Annotated in this window: 17 protein-coding genes and 1 CRISPR repeat array; of the genes, 2 read left to right on the top strand and 15 right to left on the bottom strand. The window is 49.1% G+C overall.

Translation table 11 applies throughout. The annotated features are described in order from the left end of the window. Positions 1-97: 97 nt before the first annotated feature. Positions 98-1,685: a CRISPR direct-repeat array (repeat unit 28 nt; unit sequence TTTCTAAGCTGCCTGTGCGGCAGTGAAC). A 161-nt stretch (positions 1,686-1,846) separates the two neighbouring features. The 12 genes from RQ738_RS01620 to RQ738_RS01565 all read right to left on the bottom strand — a co-directional run bounded on the left by RQ738_RS01620 (position 1,847) and on the right by RQ738_RS01565 (position 13,473). Then, complete coding sequence (locus tag RQ738_RS01620; RefSeq protein ID WP_314161635.1) at positions 1,847-2,125, bottom strand: helix-turn-helix domain-containing protein; 279 nt, start codon at positions 2,123-2,125, stop codon at positions 1,847-1,849. Between the two features lie 2 nt (positions 2,126-2,127). Beyond that, entirely contained in the window at positions 2,128-2,451 is a 324-nt protein-coding gene (locus RQ738_RS01615) for a type II toxin-antitoxin system RelE/ParE family toxin (RefSeq protein ID WP_314161634.1), read from the bottom strand. A gap of 86 nt (positions 2,452-2,537) precedes the next feature. After that, positions 2,538-2,963 (bottom strand): type II toxin-antitoxin system VapC family toxin, encoded by a 426-nt coding sequence (locus RQ738_RS01610; RefSeq protein ID WP_314161633.1) that lies wholly within the window; start codon positions 2,961-2,963, stop codon positions 2,538-2,540. Further along, complete coding sequence (locus RQ738_RS01605; protein WP_314161632.1) at positions 2,960-3,205, bottom strand: type II toxin-antitoxin system Phd/YefM family antitoxin; 246 nt, start codon at positions 3,203-3,205, stop codon at positions 2,960-2,962. Before RQ738_RS01605 ends, RQ738_RS01610 begins: the two co-directional genes overlap by 4 nt. 201 nt (positions 3,206-3,406) lie before the next feature. Continuing rightward, the gene (gene cas6f / locus RQ738_RS01600; RefSeq protein WP_314161631.1) at positions 3,407-4,027 is read right to left on the bottom strand and encodes a type I-F CRISPR-associated endoribonuclease Cas6/Csy4; all 621 of its coding nucleotides are present in this window, start codon (positions 4,025-4,027) and stop codon (positions 3,407-3,409) included. 3 nt (positions 4,028-4,030) lie between these two features. After that, complete coding sequence (gene csy3 / locus RQ738_RS01595) at positions 4,031-5,023, bottom strand: type I-F CRISPR-associated protein Csy3 (RefSeq protein WP_314161630.1); 993 nt, start codon at positions 5,021-5,023, stop codon at positions 4,031-4,033. Positions 5,024-5,055: 32 nt separating this feature from the next. Further along, complete coding sequence (gene csy2 / locus RQ738_RS01590; protein ID WP_314161629.1) at positions 5,056-6,237, bottom strand: type I-F CRISPR-associated protein Csy2; 1,182 nt, start codon at positions 6,235-6,237, stop codon at positions 5,056-5,058. Further along, positions 6,234-7,784, bottom strand: a complete 1,551-nt coding sequence (gene csy1 / locus RQ738_RS01585) for a type I-F CRISPR-associated protein Csy1 (RefSeq protein WP_314161628.1) — start codon at positions 7,782-7,784, stop codon at positions 6,234-6,236. Before csy1 ends, csy2 begins: the two co-directional genes overlap by 4 nt. Next, a complete protein-coding gene (cas3f, locus tag RQ738_RS01580) occupies positions 7,784-11,104 on the bottom strand; it encodes a type I-F CRISPR-associated helicase Cas3f (protein WP_314161627.1) in 3,321 nt (1,106 codons plus the stop codon). Before cas3f ends, csy1 begins: the two co-directional genes overlap by 1 nt. 103 nt (positions 11,105-11,207) lie before the next feature. After that, complete coding sequence (gene cas1f, locus RQ738_RS01575; protein WP_314161626.1) at positions 11,208-12,170, bottom strand: type I-F CRISPR-associated endonuclease Cas1f; 963 nt, start codon at positions 12,168-12,170, stop codon at positions 11,208-11,210. Between the two features lie 24 nt (positions 12,171-12,194). Then, the gene (locus RQ738_RS01570) at positions 12,195-12,341 is read right to left on the bottom strand and encodes a hypothetical protein (RefSeq protein WP_314161625.1); all 147 of its coding nucleotides are present in this window, start codon (positions 12,339-12,341) and stop codon (positions 12,195-12,197) included. Between the two features lie 133 nt (positions 12,342-12,474). Beyond that, complete coding sequence (locus RQ738_RS01565) at positions 12,475-13,473, bottom strand: helix-turn-helix transcriptional regulator (RefSeq protein WP_314161624.1); 999 nt, start codon at positions 13,471-13,473, stop codon at positions 12,475-12,477. Between the two features lie 443 nt (positions 13,474-13,916). Between RQ738_RS01565 and RQ738_RS01560 the strand changes: the two genes are divergently transcribed. Beyond that, positions 13,917-14,888 carry a calcium/sodium antiporter gene (locus RQ738_RS01560; RefSeq protein ID WP_314161623.1) on the top strand — a complete coding sequence of 324 codons (972 nt, stop codon included), beginning with the start codon at positions 13,917-13,919 and terminating at the stop codon, positions 14,886-14,888. Between the two features lie 9 nt (positions 14,889-14,897). Here RQ738_RS01560 and RQ738_RS01555 read toward each other — a convergent pair whose 3' ends face one another. Both RQ738_RS01555 and RQ738_RS01550 read right to left on the bottom strand, forming a co-directional pair. Then, a complete protein-coding gene (locus RQ738_RS01555) occupies positions 14,898-15,899 on the bottom strand; it encodes an Lpg1974 family pore-forming outer membrane protein (protein WP_314161622.1) in 1,002 nt (333 codons plus the stop codon). 149 nt (positions 15,900-16,048) lie between these two features. Further along, positions 16,049-17,335, bottom strand: coding sequence for an Npt1/Npt2 family nucleotide transporter (locus RQ738_RS01550; protein WP_314161621.1), 1,287 nt, complete (start codon positions 17,333-17,335; stop codon positions 16,049-16,051). Positions 17,336-17,407: 72 nt separating this feature from the next. Here RQ738_RS01550 and RQ738_RS01545 point away from each other — a divergent pair, with 72 nt between their 5' ends. Continuing rightward, entirely contained in the window at positions 17,408-18,343 is a 936-nt protein-coding gene (locus RQ738_RS01545; RefSeq protein ID WP_314161620.1) for a serine hydrolase, read from the top strand. Here the strand turns inward: RQ738_RS01545 and RQ738_RS01540 are convergent. Further along, positions 18,275-19,558: a serine hydrolase gene (locus RQ738_RS01540; RefSeq protein WP_314161619.1), complete on the bottom strand. Its 1,284-nt coding sequence runs from the start codon at positions 19,556-19,558 to the stop codon at positions 18,275-18,277. The two genes, RQ738_RS01545 and RQ738_RS01540, sit on opposite strands and share 69 nt — an antisense overlap. Positions 19,559-19,563: the final 5 nt, after the last annotated feature.

Raw genomic sequence — 19,563 nt, 5'->3', positions numbered from 1 at the left:
CGACTGAAATCGCCTTATATCACGCGCTTGGAGCGCTACCTGCCCCGAAAACTACCCATGAATTTTTCTGACGAGGCAATTATTTATATGCATGAGTTTTCTAAGCTGCCTGTGCGGCAGTGAACTCATCTTTACCAGCTTACGACGACAATCTAGATTTCTAAGCTGCCTGTGCGGCAGTGAACTCAAGCGTGAAGTGGAGTCACTGCTTCCTGAATTTCTAAGCTGCCTGTGCGGCAGTGAACATACCTCCAGTACATTACTGTTAATTTTCCACTTTCTAAGCTGCCTGTGCGGCAGTGAACCACTACAGACGTAACACGTTCGATTAACCAATTTTCTAAGCTGCCTGTGCGGCAGTGAACATGATATTACACAAGTCGGCGGGTTTCTCGGCTTTCTAAGCTGCCTGTGCGGCAGTGAACGTTTACCAGCTATGCCCTCGCAACATTCACAATTTCTAAGCTGCCTGTGCGGCAGTGAACTGAAGATATTCCTAGCCAGTTTGTAAGCGAGTTTTCTAAGCTGCCTGTGCGACAGTGAACTTCATTCTGCTCATAGACCTCATGTTCACTAATTTCTAAGCTGCCTGTGCGGCAGTGAACGACGAGTTTCACCAATACCTGTTAGTCATTGATTTCTAAGCTGCCTGTGCGGCAGTGAACTCAGCTTCAGTGTGACTATCGTTCGCTCACGTTTTCTAAGCTGCCTGTGCGGCAGTGAACTAGTCGGGCAGTCATATCGACCGGGATAGGATTTTCTAAGCTGCCTGTGCGGCAGTGAACGATTTGAGAACACGAATCGTAAATCAATATCATTTCTAAGCTGCCTGTGCGGCAGTGAACTTTAATGCTCTTCATCTCTTCTGTATCCCAAATTTCTAAGCTGCCTGTGCGGCAGTGAACGTTACGGCTTTGGTGACGAAGATTCTGAGTATTTTCTAAGCTGCCTGTGCGGCAGTGAACCTGGCGAGAAGTCTGCTGAAGGTTACGGCTTTTTTCTAAGCTGCCTGTGCGGCAGTGAACAAAGACGAATAGCCGAAGCACTCGGGGTACTTTTTCTAAGCTGCCTGTGCGGCAGTGAACTTCAACTTTAAGACTGCGGCATCCGGCGAGAATTTCTAAGCTGCCTGTGCGGCAGTGAACTCGAAGACCGCATCGAGGAACGAGTTGAAGATTTTCTAAGCTGCCTGTGCGGCAGTGAACACCAATACTGTGATGATTATGGCCTTTTGCGTTTTCTAAGCTGCCTGTGCGGCAGTGAACATCGTGAAAGAGAATGCCCAGAATGAGAGTGATTTCTAAGCTGCCTGTGCGGCAGTGAACAGACTCCACATCCATACCCTCTTCCAGTAGTCTTTCTAAGCTGCCTGTGCGGCAGTGAACCTAATGAAGCGGCTGACTGGCTGGCTGTACACTTTCTAAGCTGCCTGTGCGGCAGTGAACTTCAACTGAACCATCACGTCTGATTACCTTGTTTTCTAAGCTGCCTGTGCGGCAGTGAACTAAACACTGACAAAGTGCTGGCCGTAGTTGCTTTTCTAAGCTGCCTGTGCGGCAGTGAACTATGGATGTGTCTGCCAAGGATATTGACAGGTTTTCTAAGCTGCCTGTGCGGCAGTGAACCTCCCCTGCACCAGCGGCCAACGCTGTTAGATTTTCTAAGCTGCCTGTGCGGCAGTGAACAGCAATTATATAGGCAAAAAATAAGTTACAACAAATGCTTAGCAAGAATTTGGGTATCTAACCAATCTTTTTAAGCAAAGTTGTAACTTACTGATTTTTTATCGAATTGTTAAAGAGCGAAAAATAATGGGTAGTAACCGACCAAACCGGTTACTACATCATCAGGCAGCGTGTGAAATGTCCAGATTTACCTTGTAACCGACCGCAGCGAGCATGTTCACCAGTCGGTCGACTGTGCATTTTTCGATTCTGCCTTTTAATACATCATTCAACCGGGGTTGAGTCGTGCCGAGTTTTTTTGCCGCTTCGGTCTGTGTCAAACCGGATTCTTTGACATATTCGGAGACTTCTATCATTAACTGAGAGCGTAATTTCAGGTTCGCAGCCTGTACCTGATCACCTTCAATCGCATCCCAGACACTCGTAAATTCCTGTGACATGATTATCGATACCTCCTGATAACTTCTTTCAATCTGTTCTTCGCGATTTCGATATCCGACTTTCGGGTTTTCTGTGACTTTTTCGCGAACACATGCAGGACATGCACCGTATCCGCAAATTTCGCAATGTAGATAATCCGGTATTGCCTGCTCACCTGTATTCGAATCTCGCGCGCACCTTGCCCGATTGCAGGAAACGGCTTCCAGTTTTCAGGTTCTCTGTCCCGCTGTACCCGGTCAATCTCATAACCGGCCCGGTGCCGTGCGTCATCAGGTAACTGACGGATCAGCGCCAGGGTATCGCCCTCGAATAGGAGCTTTCTCATGATAGTCCCTTATCACTAATATATCAATTTTGATATAAAACTCTATGCCCACGTAAACCACCGCGCGGCTCTGGCACGCGATATCTTTAACCATGATTCCAGGGATTGAGCACCTTCACCGGAAAACCGTCAAAGTCTTTGACGTTACGGGTCACCAGGGTGAGGTTACGCACCAATGCCGTTACCGCCAGCAGGGCATCGACAACCGGGGCCGGTTTCCCCCGGCTCTCGGTTGCTGCACTCACAAATCCCCATTCCAGCGCCATATCGAGATCCAGGGCTAGAATGCGACCCTCAAAGCGAACCAGCAAATCCTGTTCGAGCCAGTGCTGAAACGCGTTCTTGCGCCGGCCATCCTCCAGTTTGGCGACTCCTTTTTGAATCTCCCCCAGGCTCAGGACACTGACAAACAACCTGCTCTCATCGACATCGGATACCCATGCCACCACCCCGGCATCCGGCTCCGGTTTTCGCAGCTCAGATAACAGGCAGGTATCAAGCAGGTAATTCACAACTCGACTTCCCGGCCGGTATCCTTTGAACGGGAAATATCAATCTCGGTTTTCGCCCAGGGCGAGTGCTGGAAAAACTCCAACAAACTCCCCTTGCGCTGCACCAGGCGCTGGTAGGCCTCGGCGGAAAGCACGACCGCTTTCTCCTGCCCATGGACGGTTATCACCTGAGGCCCCTCTTTTTCAGCCGCCTTAACCACGGCACTGAGGCGATTTTTTGCATCCTGTAATTGCCACGACATAGTTCTCACCTCACTTTCTGTCTAGACTGTCTAGATTATAGGCTAGGCAATCGTGGATGGCCAACCCATATTTCTCAGTAGACGGCTGCCAAGTGTTAGAAAGCAACAAAATGTCCCCAAAATCATCATTGTTCAGAACCTCAGGCAAATGTGGTTAATACCGTGCCTTGCGTTCGTAAGCCAGCTACCGCCAGTCAACGGTTAGTCAAACCAGGGGACGGTGGCGGTTTTGGAGAGGCCGTAGCAGTCAAACTTCCCCGAAGCAGGCGCATCAAAAAGCATCTGCTCGATGAAGAGTGAAAACTGACATGACACCCCTTGCGCTACTCGCTTTTTAGTCTCCTGACTCTCGACGTTAATATAGGGTAATGAACTTTTGTCAGATCTCCCTTCTTTAAGTAAATAAGCCAGAACCTCAGCATAAGGTTTATTCAAATGCTCAGCTCTGCGCTTCGCCTTTTTTTCAATTGACTTAACGGGTTTACGTTTAAATTGTGCGTACTGCTTGATGCTAGCAGGCACAGCTTTAATCGGTTTAATATGACAATAATCGCTCAACCGTTTTAGCCATTGGTGAATGTCCAGCTTTACTAGCGCGTCTTCATTGGCAGCTAACAAACGCAGTTTATCGCCTAAAGGAAAGTACTTTTCTTTCGACGCCCCTGATTTATAACCCGGAATTGAAAGTGCAATAGCGGATTCATTGTCACCGACTCTGTTATCCACCAAGGCAATGTGTACCTGTTGAAAGACTTTTTTCCAGATATAGCCGAGGTTAACTTCAGTATTCGGCATGAGAGTTAAATCCTGGTAGTAATTCATGGGCTACCCCTTTTTATCGCTCTTTTTACTGAATACACCGCCACGGATCAGATTAGCAGTGACATAGGATTTTTGATTATCAGTTATGTCTTTGTCATTAACCCAATCAAGCATCAAGCTATACAAATCACCCTCTTTTTTATTTTTACGATAAGCATCACCGCGTTGCGTCACTGCGCCAAAAGGTTCAATCGCAATAGGCTGTTTTTCTTCGGCATAACGAGGATACCAGGTGTCTATGGTGCGAAGGGCATTGCCGATTTTGACATTATGCATGGCAGCGCAACCATCTAATTGAAACAGTGATTTACCCTTCACATTCATATTCATTTCTTGCGAGGGAAAAACATGCTGAAGCACTCCGAATTTGACATAGGCGTCGACATTGATCAGCACAAAGCTTTCACCATCACCTTTCAAACCTGTTTCAATAATTGCAACAAGTGTATTTAGATCAGCTAGTTCTTTGTTTTTATCAAAATCCGACAATGAAAAATCATAAGCATTGAAGATCAATGTTTGGTCATTTCCTGCGGTTACATGTATGGATATTTCATCTGCTCCCACACGGTTTCGCCACAAGAACCGCCCATTGGCAATATTGTAGGCATAGCGATACGCCAATTCACCTACGCTATTTGATTCTTTGAATTCACCTATTTTCGCAACTATTGCAGATTCAAAACCCGGATCATTGCAACCAAAGGGTTTTCCAAGATTACCAATAACCCTTAAGCTGAAACTGACTCTTAATGCATCTTTATCAATCGGAAGATTAGCGTCATCGCTATCTGATGAAACCGGATTCGGCTTTATTTTGTCTTCGTCACTCGTTCCATGCGCGCTCTGTGTCGATCTGTTCTGTCTTTTTGTGATAGGTATTACCTTCCACTCATCCTTTCGATCTTTTTCATTCCAATTTCCTGAAAACATTAAACCATCTGATGTTTCCAGTTTGTGCTCAAATGAAAGCATGCTTGGTAAGTCTATAGTCATATCAATTTTCCTCGTCAGTAAAATTATAATAATTATTCGTAAATACTCGATGCTTGAGTTGCATCATCCTGTTTATGGTGCTCTATGCCTCGTTTACACAGATACCAGTGTTCCTCATAAGGCGAGTAATCCCAGAGGCTGTTTGCCAATGCTTCAGCAGTTTTAATGCGGTGAATGCTTTGCCATTCGCCTACGGAATGCACTGACTCAACAAAACAAACATCGGTTTTATTGTCGCGAGCATCAATCACAGTGTCTTTTTCATACACTTGCGATATGGCCTTGTAGCCGGTCATGATGGGCACCAGGTATCCTTTTTCTGGTTTTTTGATATATTCCCACTCGGCATCAGTCTTTTCTGTTGGGTTGTAGTAGCTTCTCCATTGTTCCAGTAATTTATTATTGGTCTTTTCATCCAGAGATGAGAAATAAGTTGTTAGCAATGATGGAATATTGCTCTGATCATAAGGTTCTTCTTTATGGTTTTGCCAGCAAGTCAATAATTGTTCTGATTTTTCATTGTCCGGGTTATCTTTCCATCGTTTTTGCAAATGTTTTTCTATCAGACCACATTTCGGCCTTGCTTTCTGTTTCAATGCTGAAAAATCCAGCCAGGCGTCAATCAGCTCGGCATCCGGATTTTGCTGCTGCAACTTTTTAAAATGATCGGCCAGATATTCAGAACGATCTTGCAATATAAAGCCGGGTAATAGTTTCCGTTTCAGGCTCCGCAAATTTGATTCTTCGCCAAGATCAAGCAAATCTACGGAATCGATATCCATAACCGTACCGCCAGCCATTCTTTGTATCTGGCTCATTTTCCTGATCCATTCTTTAAAACTCTCTTCCTGACTACCTACATAGCCATCAAAGCCAATCAGCAGCGACACGGTCATATTCATTTTCGCTTCTTCAATAACCGAGGGATCTTTGAGGCGGCCTTTATCAAACTTCAGCTCAAGATAATGCGCGGATTTGTTTTGTGAAAAGTTAATGCCTCCCGATGATTTGTAACTATGCACCTGATGTTCGTGCGCAATGACGGCACAGCCTCGCAAGCTGAAGCCTTTAAAATAGGGATGTTGTTTCAGCTTCCGGTGCAGATTATGGGTAAAGCCTAAAAAATGAGTGATAGCAGGAAAGCCCCAGGTAAATCCCGAAACGGCATTGGCATTTTGCACGCGCACGCGATTGAGTAATAAATACTGGCTCACGCTTCCACCTCCGTTTTATGTTTGCGGTCGAATTCTACTGTCTGAATTAACTCTCTTAATTCCGGTTCAAACATTTCATACCAAAGGCGGGTATGTTGGGCTTGCGGGGTAAACTGTTTATCCTTACCTGTCAGTTTATTGTTCAGCCAGTCAGTGAAGTCTTTACAGACCACAGATGGCCAATCCGTATTGGCTATAGCCGTTTGAAAGTCAGCATCGCTGCGGTCAGGATCAAGCAAATACTGGTGCTCCGGTATGAGTTTGATATCGGAAGCGGATGACCATCCGGCAGGCAGTTTCCGGATGCTGGCAATATAAAACAATACCTCGTCTATAATTTCGCCGATCCATTGTTCGATCCATTTCATACGTTTAGGGTTTTTGATGCTCAGCTCGATTTGCTCAAAGCGCATTAGAAAATCCCGTAAATAGTCAATATCTTCCTTTGCTTGCGAATAGATGGAAGGTTCAAAAAACAGGGATTTTTTAAAAACAGGTGGTTTGAGTTGGGATCGCCAAGTAGGTGGCTGACTTCTTAATAGCGTCATTTTCCCAGCTCTTTTACTAGTGAGGGGCGAAACATTCTTCGCCCCATCAAGCGATGTAACAGCCAACTTAGCGTAGCCAGGAAAGTAAAATGAAGCATTTCCACAATATTTGTTTTTCTCTTTTAGCTTCGATACATTTTTACCAGAGCCTTCCGCAATAGCTTTGTATATATAGTGAGCCAAGCTGGAAGATGCTACGTTACATAACAAGTGATAGCGCTCATCATTGTCTATGGGGAAAAATACTTGCTTGGCCAACGAATGTGTTGCCGCCTTGTCGGTCTTTAATACTGATGAAAATAATTTCCCCCACTGAGCTACTTTTTTTTCATCTTGACTTAGGTACATTAATGGTGATAGGTCATCATCCGCCAAATAATTTGCGATTGACACCCCATCAATCTCTATCTTCAACAAATTTGCTACTGGTGTATAAGCGGCATTATCAATAGCATCATCCAATTCTGGATTTTTAATACGATCAGTAGTCACATAGGGCTTTGAGTTTTGGTTAAAAGCACTTAACTGAACATAAAATGGTGTCGCACCTTTAATACCAGGATGTGAAAGCTTCGGAACGTGTGTGGCAAATTTTACACCTGCCGCAAACCCAGCGTACTTATCGAGCCAGACCTCGTGTATATGATCCTGCTCGATCTGTGTTTTAGAATCTTCATATAAGTTTAATATCCTCAGGACGGCTTCATCATGCGGATCAGCACACAAAGAAACTATCTGCTTAAGCTTTTGGTTCGCAAAACATATAGCCGTTACAGAGTCGTCCTTATTTTTTGCATTAACGACTTCTTCCAATTTAGCTTTATCGACATCGTCGCTTTCCAGTAAAAATGTTTTGAGCTGCGTAATAATGGCTTGTTTAGAGTCTGTCCCTGCTCTCTTTTTGTCCTCCTTGATCAAACGAGCAACTTGTTTTTCTTCGGCCCTCGCTCGGATAAATTCGAGTATTTTACCTTTAAATTCTAACCCTAATTGATTCATCAATCTTTTACCTCCTGATAAAGCCCATAATTCTGCGAATAAAAATATTCATCCAGTTCATTCCTGTCATAGTTAACTAACCGAACTTCACCAAATCGGCGAGCTGCCTCTTCAATCTCAATATCCAGTTCCTCCGCCAGTTTTTGATAGATACTATGCGCTTTCAATTCAAACCAAAATCCATTGTTCTCTGCCATTTCTATATTTTCAGATGATTTTATACTGAAGACGGAACCTGAAATCTGGTCTGTCCATTTGGCAGGATAAACATGCTCATTTTTCCATAACCATTTTGGCTCATCGTTATCCAGCGTTAAATACAATGCTTCATCTTTTTTGGAATCGCGAAATCGTTGTTGCTTCTGCACTTCGCCACACCAGAATGGTTTTGTATCCCACCACAATTTAGCCGACATCGGTGACGTCAGCAATGTTTCTCGAAGCGCCTTATGTTCGAGTGAGACCAGGTTTTTTGTCGCGGTTTCGTCATATTTCTCAGGTGTTGTTATTCGCTGAATGGAGTTAATGGTTTGATATTGCTCTTTATACAAAACATGCGTTAGGTCATTTTGCTCCATTTTTAGTTTTAATTTACTCAGTTCAAAACCTGGCCTTTCAAAACAGGGCTTTTCACCTCTAAGGCATTTGATGTTCTTATCCAGTAGCAGAATATTGGCATGTTCCGGTTCACTCTCCCGGTGTCTCAATACTCTTCCTGCTATCTGGATAATGGAGCGCATGGAGCTGGGTTCGATTATAGCCCAGTCATAGTCATGATCTCGGCCGACTTCGGCGACAGGTGAAGCCAGCACAATAAAAATCTGATGCTTTTCCGGAAAGGCGGCTACTTTGTCTTTTAGCTCTTGCGGTGGCCAGTCATTCTGTTTTGAGTTGCGTTTGAGCATCAGATCCAGTTTGTTTTCGATATAGGAGCGGATCGCCAGCGGGTATCGGCTGTGATAGACGCATAAATGAATACGAGTGTTCGGTTGAGTAATCTTAAGATTTAACAGTTCTTTGGCAACCGCCACCAATGGATTAATGTTGGCCATTCGCACCAACCCGATGGAGACATGCTTTTGCTCGATTTCTTTTCCATGATATTGATGTAATTGCAACGCACCTTGCTGTATGACGCTGGCAGCCGTTTGATAAACCGTTTCCTGATCGACTCTATCTATAGGCAATATTTCGGCTTTATGTTTTGCTTTAGCTTTATCCTTCAAATGTTTTATTCGATAAGCAACAAATCTTTTGTGCGCTTTTATAAACGATTCAATATCGTTCGAGCTGCAATCCGTGGCGTTTTCTTCATCGAACCAAACGCAGTTTATCCAGCCATTCCAACCCGATAGATTGGCCTTAGCATATTGCGACCACCCCGCCTGATAGGCTTCAAAAGCCGCATAGGCTAATGCCGGCGGCATGGTGGCGGTGGACAACAAAACCCGGCTGCCTAACATTCCTGCCCAATGCACCAGACGACATAAAGCTGGCAAATCGTCCAGACCAAAATCATCTGGTTCGTCAATCACCAAATCTGAAGTAAGCAGCCTCAGCATAGGGGCAATCTGTTTGCCGCCTTTGGTGCCATCGGTGGCCGGGACAAGATGATCAATGGTGCAGACCAATACCGGCGCCTGGATCAGCTTTTCGATACGCGGATTATCTTTGGTCCATTTCGACAGGCTATGCTCCTGGATGCTTCCCTGATAATCGACATACAAATCTGGATCGAGATAATCGTTCTGCGATTCGCTGCCAGTATCTACTTCCAGATTGACCTCGTTTTTATTTTCATGTGCGGTTTCGAATAGTTGTTTAACTGCCGTTCCACCCACTGCAATCGCTAATTGCTCGTCGTTCAAGTCCAGCTCTGTGCGGTACTCTCTACCGGTTTGCAGCGTAAGCGCACGTAACCCTAATGCCACGCAAAAGCGCCGCCTGCCTGTTTTCTCGCCCAGGGCATACATGATCTTGGCATTGGCCAGAGTTTTGCCTTTGCCAGTGGATGCCATGTTGATACCGAAAAATCCCTGCTGTGAACTTGTTTCGCTCAGTTTTAGAGCAAGGTTCTTCGCATCATCCTGCCAGCCAAATTGTTCTTTAAAAGCTTTTGGCGTACCGCCTTCAAGAAAGGCATTTTCTGGAAGTGATCTTAAGCATTTACTACTGGCATTCAATTTCGGCAGGGCCTTAACAATATCTTTGGCGTGATAAGCGACACCGATCAGATGCTCATCCAATTGCTGTTTTATTGCTTTGGTTTCTCTATCAGTATTTGCATAAACCTTGTAATTCGGGCTTTGCCATTCTTCGGTTTTGTCCTGAGCCGAATAATTGTGATCAGCCAGCATTAGGCTTAAACGTGCCAGATGTGAAGTGAAAATATTATCTTGCAGAAATCTTGTTCCATCCAGATGCTTAAGGACAGTTATTGCTTCTGATGCAATCACACAAGCGTGCGATCTCCATTTCTTACTTTGATAGGGCAAGCCGTTATCAGTAAACTTCCAGTTGTCATCTATCAGGCTTTTAATGTCATCGTCTTTACAGTTGTATGAGTTCCAGATAGCGTCAAAACCGTTCGTGAACCAATGCTCAATATGTTCTAGCGGAGCATTGTTAATTCCGACCTTCCAGCTGGGTGTTAAAGGTAACTTATGGTGAGTCAGGATTAACCAGGCAACCAACTGGGCAAAAGGCGGCAAATTCTGTAATGGGTGTTTGTCAAAATCACTTTTATCTTGCGTATCTATTCCATCCCTAAAACATGAAATGCTTTGATCTTTTTCAACCTGACTCAATGCTTCAAGCCACTCTCCATCTGATTTTGCATCAACAAATGCCTGAAAAAGGCGTAATGACACCCACTCATGACGGTAAGGTTCGTAGGATTTTGTGCCTTTACTCAGCTTTTTCTGAAACAAAATAATGGCCTTACCAAAATCATGAAACAGCCCGGCGATGGCGGCAGCAAATTTGATAATTTCCAGAGTATTCCAATGCGCGCTATCCATGAATTGTTCAATCTCATTTTCTGTGTGATTTACAGGTACTATACCGCGCTCATTGAACTTGTTTCTATTCCCCACCACCCAAACCAACTCCGTCCTAGACCGACTGCGTATCCAATGACAACTCACGGCGGTATTTTTACTTGCCGTTTTACGCAATAGTTTTTTCACAGCCAGTAGCCCTTCCTGGGTTATCACCGTCTGCCAGGTGTTATCACCAATCCGGTCGGCGAAAGCATCCAGCACCCGGCGGGTGCGGTTGAGTGCCTTCTTTTCGCACTGGGAGACGAAGGTGACCATCATAATGAGTTATCCAACCCCGATCCCCTCACCCCAACCCTCTCCCTGAGGGAGAGGGGGAACTCGAGACAGAATCGATGAAGATGATATAAGGTATTGAGATTGCTCATACAGCATCAGCTTTAGTTTCATGATGCCTGAGGGCTATGGCCTTGACCTGCTCAAACATGAAATCCAGCGCCTTGTGGTCGGTAAAGGCCTGCAGGCATTGCTGGCGGAATTCCTGTTCAGTGGCGTTTTCTTTGGCACAGATGAAGGCCCAGGGCAGGATCAGCGCGTCCTTGATCAGATCCGCCACGTCGAACACCAGTGCGCCACGGCGGGTTTTGCCGTGCATGACAGCGAAGCCGTGGGGGATGCCGAGCACCCATAGGGTGGTGGCGGCCAGGCCGTAGGCGAGATAGTTGCCGTGGTTTAGAAAGGCATTGGCGGTGTCGACGGCGTCACGCTCTCGCACGAATTCACCGTGCTTAGTGCTTTGGGCGGCGATTTTGTAGAGTTTTTTGGTGAGTTCCGCCTCCCCTTGCAGCAGGTGTCCTACCTGTTTGGCTGCGTCGATTTTGTTGCGGCTGCTATCCAGTGCCTGCTGGATAGCGGTGTTTTCAATCGTGAAGCCGTCCGATTTCAGGTCGCGGTCTTTGCTCCACACTTTTTCCAAAAACCCGATGCGCTGCTGCTGAAAGAATCTGGCGGCTTGCAGGCGTTTTTCATCATCAAACCAGAATTGCATCCAGCCTTGCAGGTATTCGGTAGGCCGGTATTCGCTTTGGGGCGTTAGCCATTCTATTTCTGTCGCCGCGATGAGGGGTGTGGCACCGCCCCCACTAAAACCAACTAATACACCCGCGCTGGCCAACATGCGCATTGCAGCCTGGGTAATCGACGTGCCGGTACCTAATAGAATGACGGTTGTGTTGGCAATGGGGATATTCCAGTACTGGTTCTCGTCTTTCGCCTCGGTCAAATAAAGCACCCGCCCGTCCTTTTGCATCACCCGGCACATTTCCAGGTAATAAATATTGGCGCGCTTGGAATGCAATATGGCTTTCAGATCAGTGAGTTGGTCCACAGATGTTCCCCTGTTTATCTCGAACTAACGTATATCCGTTATACACGGCGACTGCTCAACTGCCTTTTCAGCCGCCAACTGCCCCATTTCACGTAAATGGTCTTCGAGGTGATGCGCTAGCCACTCACTGTTGGCATTCTGTTTGACGTGCGCCCGATAAATATTATTCATTTCGTTCCACAGTGAGAATTATCTTGCAACAATATGATGGCAATGGTCGTGATGCCTTGTCGCCCTTATAAGCGAATTAATTCAGGTTACCTTTTTACCATTGCTGCTGTTGCACCCCATGCCTGTCTGTGAATTATTTTGTGTAGTTTTTATGCGCCTCTTTGAGCGTTTCACGCACTCTGGCGCGGAGGTTTTTTGGTGCTAAAACCTCGACTTCCGAGCCATGTTTGAGAATATCCATGAGCAATTCCCGATCGTCCGCATAAGGTATTTCCAGGAGGTAATATTCGCCTTCAAACCGGGATTTCTGCCTGGGATGCCACTGTTCTTGTGAGACCCAGCGCGCCCGATAGGGGGTGAAGCGTAATATCGCGGTTTGGGTTTGCTTGCCGGCAAAGATGCCATAGCTATCGGCCAGTTCCTGGTTGAGCTTGTTATCTGCAATGTTCCGCGCGGCTTTATCCAGCGCGGTTACCTTTGTCAGGGTGGCCAGCGAGAAGGTGCGCAAACTGCTGCGCAGGTGGTCATAGGCGTCCAGATACCAGTTGTCACGGTAATGCACGAGCCGTTGTGGTGATATCTCACGTACTGTGGTCTCGTCGCGTTCGCGATGGTAGTGGCTGATGGACAGGCGTTTGCGGGCCAGAACGGCATAGCTGCTCAGTTCAAAATACTGTGAGGGCACGATTCTGGCGTTTTGCGACAAAATGCGAATGCGACGCCCGACTTCGTCAAGGGTCTGCTCACTCTGCTGCAGTAATTTACCAATGCGTGTTTGCACCGGGCGCAGATAAGGCTCAAGCAGACCGGGCTGGAGATCCTGGAGCAAGTGTTGCAATGTCACCAGCGCCTGCGCTTCACTTGGCGAAAACCAAAGCCCGGGCAGTTCGAACTGCTCGCTGCCTGGGATATAACGCCACCCTTTGCTGGCGCGGTCATATTCGATGGGTGCATTGAAATGGTCGATGAGATAGTTGATGTCCCGCCGCAGGGTGTAGCGGGAGATCTCCCCCAATATGGGCAGGAGCTTTGCCGTTGTGACTGGTCTTTTTTTATCCAGTTCCTTGCAGATTTTATAAAAGCGCTCGGTCCGTTCCATTGCTTGCCTGTTCTTGTCCTTATTCAGTTGCATCCTGCCACTGTTACAGTGCAGTCCTGAGCCATTCTGCACGAGCAGAATTGTTGTTCAGGAATACCCCCTCATGCAGGCCGAAGCTTATTTTGATTGTGCCTGTTTTAGCTTCACTCAGCCGGCCCGGTGACGATGATTTTTATACCGGTTATGCTTGATTGACTACATCCATTCAACCCCAGGGAAAAAGATGGATAGTTTTCAAGATAACATGCCAGCCGCTGCAGGTCACCTTGAAAGATTCTTCTGCATACAGAGGGTTAGGGGATTTAGATTCGATGACACATCGTTTTATTTACTCCCTCATCCTGACCTTCTGGTGGAACAACTAGCCATTCGCCTAAGCTGTCAAACGACGACAGCCAGGGCGCTGGTTATCCCGAAGGGAGAGGGGATTAACGGGACAGCAATGTCTTTGAATATGTATTAAAATCTGGAGCTGTATGATTATTGCATTTCTCGCCATTATCTTCGGTCTTGCACTCCTTTTATGGAGCGCGGATCGCTTTGTGGTGGGTTCGGCCGCCACCGCCCGGCACTTCAGCGTGCCGCCGCTTCTGATCGGCATGGTGATCGTCGGCTTTGGCACCTCCGCACCGGAAATGGTGGTGTCGGCCATCTCGGCCTCCCAGGGGAACCCCGGCATTGCGCTGGGAAATGCCTACGGTTCGAACATCGCCAACATTGCGCTGATTCTCGGCATAACCGCGCTCATCAGTCCCATTGCCGTGCATTCGCAGATACTGCGCAAGGAATTGCCGATCCTTACTGCGATTACCGCCCTGGCCGCCTGGCAGGTATGGGACGGGCACATCAGCCGCGTCGACGCCCTCGTGCTGCTGGGGGTGTTCGCTGGCTTGATGATGTGGATGATCTGGCAGGGGCTACAGAAGAAGACCGATGCCTTCGGCACCGAAATAGGACAGGAGCTGGAGGTTCATGCCATGCCAGTACGGCGGGCGGCATTCTGGCTGGTTGTCGGGCTGGTCCTGCTGATTATCAGCTCCCGCATTCTGGTCTGGGGCGCGGTGGAGCTCGCGAATGGCTTCGGTATCAGTGATCTGGTTATCGGCCTGACCATTGTCGCCATTGGCACATCGCTGCCGGAGCTGGCCTCGTCGATCATCGCCGCGCGCAAGGGCGAGCACGATATCGCCCTGGGAAACATCATTGGTTCCAACCTGTTCAATACCCTGGCCGTGGTCGGGATCGCCGGGGTAATCGAACCATTAACGGTGGGGCCCGAGGTCTTTTCCCGCGACATACTGATCATGGCGGCGTTGACTGTTTCGCTGTTTATCCTCGGCTATGGCTTCCGCGGCCCCGGCCGCATCAACCACTTTGAAGGTGGCGCTTTGCTGGCCTGCTACCTGGGCTATAGTGCGTACCTGATAAGTATGGTGTTTGGCCAGTAAGCGCCTTCATCAGAACTCGGCACCGACACCCAGCACGAAGCCCCTGAAGCTGACATCCTCAAGGTTATCGCCATCACCAATGCCGCCAAAGGTATCATTCGCCGGCGCCGTGTTGGTCCAGTACTGCCACTCGTAACCCAGGTTGGCATTCACGCTGCCCCATCTGAGTTCGCGCGCGACTTCATAACCAAAGCCCAGTTCCAGCTGGCTAATGGGGTTATCTTCCGCATCAACCTTCGTTGAGGTACCCGCTTCTGTTACCTGGAGGTCCTGTTCGCCAAGTAATACCGACAGACGACTGCGGCCGTAGACCTTGCCGATACCCCATTTACGTTTGGTTTGCAGGCCAAGGGTGGCCCCGTAACCGCTGAAATCACTATCGACTATCCTGTTGTTTCCAAAATCTGTTGCCGTCTGCTCGAAGTCCAGTACGCGCACACCAATAGACGCTTCGACTTCGGTCTTCTCTGTCCATTGCCACTGCTGGAAGAGCTCCAGGTCAATGGAGTCCGTGTCTACCTTCACCTTGTCATTGAAGGCGGAATCAGAACTGTCGGTGTCATCAAAGCTCCAGTAGCGGCCGCGTATACCCATCCCCTGGCTGCCGACATAGCCGAACTCCAGTCTCGGTGTGTAGTCGTTGCCAAAATCTGCACCATTGCCAGCCGCATCCGAGGCACCGCCCTCCTGTCCATAGGACATGAAGGTATTTTCCAGCCGGGCGAAGTAGGCGGGATCACGTGCCTCAGTGATGCCGGCTGAGACGGCTGCCGGTATTTGTCTGTCGGCGAGTTCCTGTCTGGCCAGTTCGGCTTCCCTTTTCGCCTTCGCTGCCTCGTCTTCGAGTCGCTGGATCATTTGATACAGTTCTTCATTGCTGGGGGTGTCTGGTGGTGCATCGGCTGAGACGCCAAACGGTGTCAAACACAAAGCCAGTGCCAACATGGCGGTAAGGATTGAATTGCTGGCAACGATGGGGCCAGGGCAGCGTGCGCGTATATCCGTATTCATGTAGTACTCCCCTCAATGAAGATGATGATCCGTAATGTCCCTCTAACACAGAAAAATACCTTACGGTATTTCAGATAGGCCTTTAATACGGGTAAATACGGGCGCGAGGTAAGCCGACGCAGCTGTGGCGAAAGAAAATGTTGAGAAGCCTAGTCCCGGGAGTTTGGCAACAGAACCGGCATGGCAAGGCTGCTGTATTCACGGTGCAATACCAGCAGGATCAACACCCACACAAAACAGCCGCTGATAATAAACCAGCTTAGATCCACATAGCCGGTGACAATCGTCGTCCATTGGGTGAGTAGCAGAATCAGCATCGCACCGAGTATCTTGAACAGCCGATAACCGAACATATCAATCCATGCCTTGGCGCGGTACATGAGCACGCGTTCAACAGGGATATACAGCAATTCCCTGGAGGCGCGATTGATCGAATAGGATAATCCGCGATCACTGATCTTCATGGTCGCGGCCGGCCACAGGCTCGGGTGCAGGGAAAAACCATAACTGGATGTTGCCAGCACCACGGGCTGTACGAGCAGGCCGGCCAACACACCCAGGTAACGTAACACCAACGGCGTAATGAATATGTTCACCGCAATGGATACGGCATTAAGCAAACTGAACAGCAGGGACAAAATCGCGGTGCGGGCTTCGCGTTCCGGGAAGCGGATTTCGATAATCCGCAGAAACTGGTATTCCACCAGCGGCGAGACCAACTGCGCCAGCAACAGGGCCGCCGCAATCAATAACAAATAACGGTTGTGGAGAAGCGTGCGCAGGCCACCTTTGCTGCCATCACCCGGTAGAGAGGGGTTTACCTCTACGTACATGCGAAAGTGGGCCATCATGCATGTCAGCCCGTAGATAAGCCCCACAATAAACGCGGCCACCAGCAGCAGGTCCGGTGTCTGTAAGGGCGTATAGCTAATCACCAGTGCCGCCACGCCCCCGCCGACCACCCCGCCGGCCAGGCCACCCGTGCCGACAATGCCATACCAGCGTTTGCCCTCTTCGGTACTGTAGATACTGTTGGTCAGACTCCAGAACTGCTCCACCAGCACCACGCCGAAAATATCGACAAAAATATAGAACACCGCCGGCACGATATTGTACGAAGTCAGCAAGAGCAGGCGCAGCAGCAGCAGGCACAGAATAAACACCACGCAGGTCCCCAGCACCACCTGCAAACGGCTGTAGCGACTGAGAATACGGTGGTACAGGCTGATCAGCAAAAACAGCGTCACTGCCGAGGCTATCCATATATAGGGCAGCGACTGGGTCCCCAGCGATTCCAGCACCAGCGAGCGACTGGCCGGCTTCAAATGGTACAGAGCCGTGATAATCAAGAAGAAATTGGCGAACAGGACCGTGCTGCGCAGACTCGGGTGAACCAGTCGCTCGCCTGCTGAGGGCTTCGGGGAGAGGATACTCATGAAAAAAACGTGGGCAAATTTGTGAGCCAGTCCCTTGTGAATAATCGAAGATAAATTATAATTCGCTCCATCATGCAGATAAAAAAACGCTTTTTCGCTGCCCTTCTGGCGGCGTTTATCACCACCGCCATCAACGCCGCAACTCCATCTATACCCAAACTTACCGACAGCCACAATACGCGCTTGCAACAAGGCCTGGAAAAGGCCCTCGCGAAGATGGGACTCGACACCCCCGCCCGGCAAGGCAAGCTGGCGGTAGCCCTGGTTGATATCACCGACGCACGCCAGCCTCGCTTCGCGAGCATCAATGGTCGCGAGATGATGTATGCCGCCAGTCTGCCGAAGATCGCCATCCTGCTCGGGGCCTTTGCCCGTATCGAGTCCGGTGACATGCAACTGGATGCCGAAACTCGCCAGACCCTGGTGAAAATGATCCGTTTCTCTTCCAACACGGCCGCCACCGAAATGCTGAACCGCGTGGGTAAAGAGTTTCTCGTCAACTTGCTGCAGTCGCCCCGCTATGCATTGTACGATAGCAAGCATGACGGTGGCCTGTGGGTAGGCAAGGAGTACGGCAAGTCACCGGCCTTCAAGCGCGACCCCCTGCGCAACCTCTCGCATGGTGCCAATGTCTTCCAGGTAGCACGTTTCTACTACATGCTGGAAACCGGGCAACTTGTGTCGCCGGCATATAGCAAGGAAATGAAGGCCATTCTTGGCCAACCTGCCATCCGGCACAAATTCGTCAAGGGCCTGAGCAGTGTGCGCCCCGGTGCACTACTGTACCGCAAATCCGGCAGCTGGCGGCAATGGCATGCAGACAGCGCCATCGTCGAGCATGACGGGCATCGCTATATTGCTGTCGCCCTCGCCCATGACCAACAGGGCAGCAAGTGGCTGGAAAAGATTATCGTGGCCATGGATGACCTCGTCATCAAATCATTGCCGCGCCGAATTACGTTTTTCGATAAGGCGATGCAGGCGCGTGCCAATCCCCTGATGCAATAATGCCGCGTTGTGTTTGAGCACATTCGACGTCAGCACAACCATATAAAACAAGCCTTCCCCTTCCCCTGCACCGGCCGGGGCTTCAATAATCGCCACCGAGTTAAGCAGGTTGGTGACATTACCCCGGTATTTACCACAACTAAAACCGGGTTCATGCCGACAACGATAATACGAGCCGGATTTGAAATAGACTGCGGCATCGTTCAGCGCCGGCGACGAGGCATAGCGTATGCGCCGCTGTGTTATGTATAGCAGGCGCTTGATTTCCAGGCTGGAAAATCTGTCAACCACCTTGCCCTGCTCCAGGTGCAGCAGGAAACGCAACAACTCGCGCGGGGTGGCGTGACTTGTCTGGCCGGAGACGCGGCGCTTGCCGGTACCCGAGAAGAATTTTCCCTGTCGAAAACGGCGACTATCAAGGCCGCTGCCCTCAAGGCCAGCCTGAAAAGCCCCGGCTAGCAAGCGACTGAGTTCCGCACGTGGTGTGTCTGCAAAAAAACGCCGTTCCGCGGCTGCTGGCAGCGGATATTCGCGCCCGAAATGTGAAAGTAGCATCATGTGCTTGACCACCATGGAGGCCGCCGCATTGGAACTGGCGGACAACATCCAGTCGAGATAGCTCCAGAGATTGTTCGTATCGCCCACCTGGATCTTGCGCGAGGTGAGGCGCTGGCCATCCCAGATTGGTACTTTATGGTGGTCATTTCCGATAAAGTCATCGGCGGTTATGATTGATTCCCGTAAGACCTTGCGACGTGCCTCAATATCATCCGGCCAGGCATTGGCCAACGCCTGAAAAACGCCCATGACCACGGCGACCTTACCGACACTGCCCGGATTGAAATAGGCCTCGCCATGATGCTCGGCATAGACGGACCGCTCCGGGTTGGACAAATCCAGCACGGCTATGCCAAAGGCATCCGCTTGTTGGTTCGACACATCCTGCAACATGGTCACCAGCTCGCGGCTAAAGTCCTCGTCAGCTGGCGGTAGTTGCAGTGCCGGTCGGGCGAGCAGGCGTAACTTGATCTGCGCGCTCGCCAGTTGCGCCCCTTGCGGCAGCAACCGGCCGTAGACCTTGTTCAGCTGTGCCTGGCGGTAACCTTCCAGACGCTGAATACCGGTCTCTGCTGCTGCATCAAGCGGATAGGCCTGCGCCATATTGTGGCTAACGAACACTGACAGGCACAAGGCAATTTGCGAAAACCTCTTCATGTTTC

Source organism: Sulfuriflexus sp. (genome assembly GCF_032250955.1).
Classification (GTDB): domain Bacteria; phylum Pseudomonadota; class Gammaproteobacteria; order AKS1; family AKS1; genus Sulfuriflexus.
The sequence above is the reverse complement of the archived record's forward strand: the minus strand, read 5'-3'. Positions and strand labels throughout refer to the sequence as shown.

Bases quoted from the DNA above. Each gene is read 5' to 3' on its own strand.
- RQ738_RS01620 (WP_314161635.1), bottom strand. From the start codon at position 2,125: ATGTCACAGGAATTTACGAGTGTCTGGGATGCGATTGAAGGTGATCAG.
- RQ738_RS01615 (WP_314161634.1), bottom strand. From the start codon at position 2,451: ATGAGAAAGCTCCTATTCGAGGGCGATACCCTGGCGCTGATCCGTCAG.
- RQ738_RS01605 (WP_314161632.1), bottom strand. From the start codon at position 3,205: ATGTCGTGGCAATTACAGGATGCAAAAAATCGCCTCAGTGCCGTGGTT.
- cas6f (WP_314161631.1), bottom strand. From the start codon at position 4,027: ATGAATTACTACCAGGATTTAACTCTCATGCCGAATACTGAAGTTAAC.
- csy3 (WP_314161630.1), bottom strand. From the start codon at position 5,023: ATGACTATAGACTTACCAAGCATGCTTTCATTTGAGCACAAACTGGAA.
- csy1 (WP_314161628.1), bottom strand. From the start codon at position 7,784: ATGAATCAATTAGGGTTAGAATTTAAAGGTAAAATACTCGAATTTATC.
- cas3f (WP_314161627.1), bottom strand. From the start codon at position 11,104: ATGATGGTCACCTTCGTCTCCCAGTGCGAAAAGAAGGCACTCAACCGC.
- RQ738_RS01570 (WP_314161625.1), bottom strand. From the start codon at position 12,341: ATGAATAATATTTATCGGGCGCACGTCAAACAGAATGCCAACAGTGAG.
- RQ738_RS01565 (WP_314161624.1), bottom strand. From the start codon at position 13,473: ATGCAACTGAATAAGGACAAGAACAGGCAAGCAATGGAACGGACCGAG.
- RQ738_RS01560 (WP_314161623.1), top strand. From the start codon at position 13,917: ATGATTATTGCATTTCTCGCCATTATCTTCGGTCTTGCACTCCTTTTA.
- RQ738_RS01555 (WP_314161622.1), bottom strand. From the start codon at position 15,899: ATGAATACGGATATACGCGCACGCTGCCCTGGCCCCATCGTTGCCAGC.
- RQ738_RS01550 (WP_314161621.1), bottom strand. From the start codon at position 17,335: ATGAGTATCCTCTCCCCGAAGCCCTCAGCAGGCGAGCGACTGGTTCAC.
- RQ738_RS01545 (WP_314161620.1), top strand. From the start codon at position 17,408: ATGCAGATAAAAAAACGCTTTTTCGCTGCCCTTCTGGCGGCGTTTATC.
- RQ738_RS01540 (WP_314161619.1), bottom strand. From the start codon at position 19,558: ATGAAGAGGTTTTCGCAAATTGCCTTGTGCCTGTCAGTGTTCGTTAGC.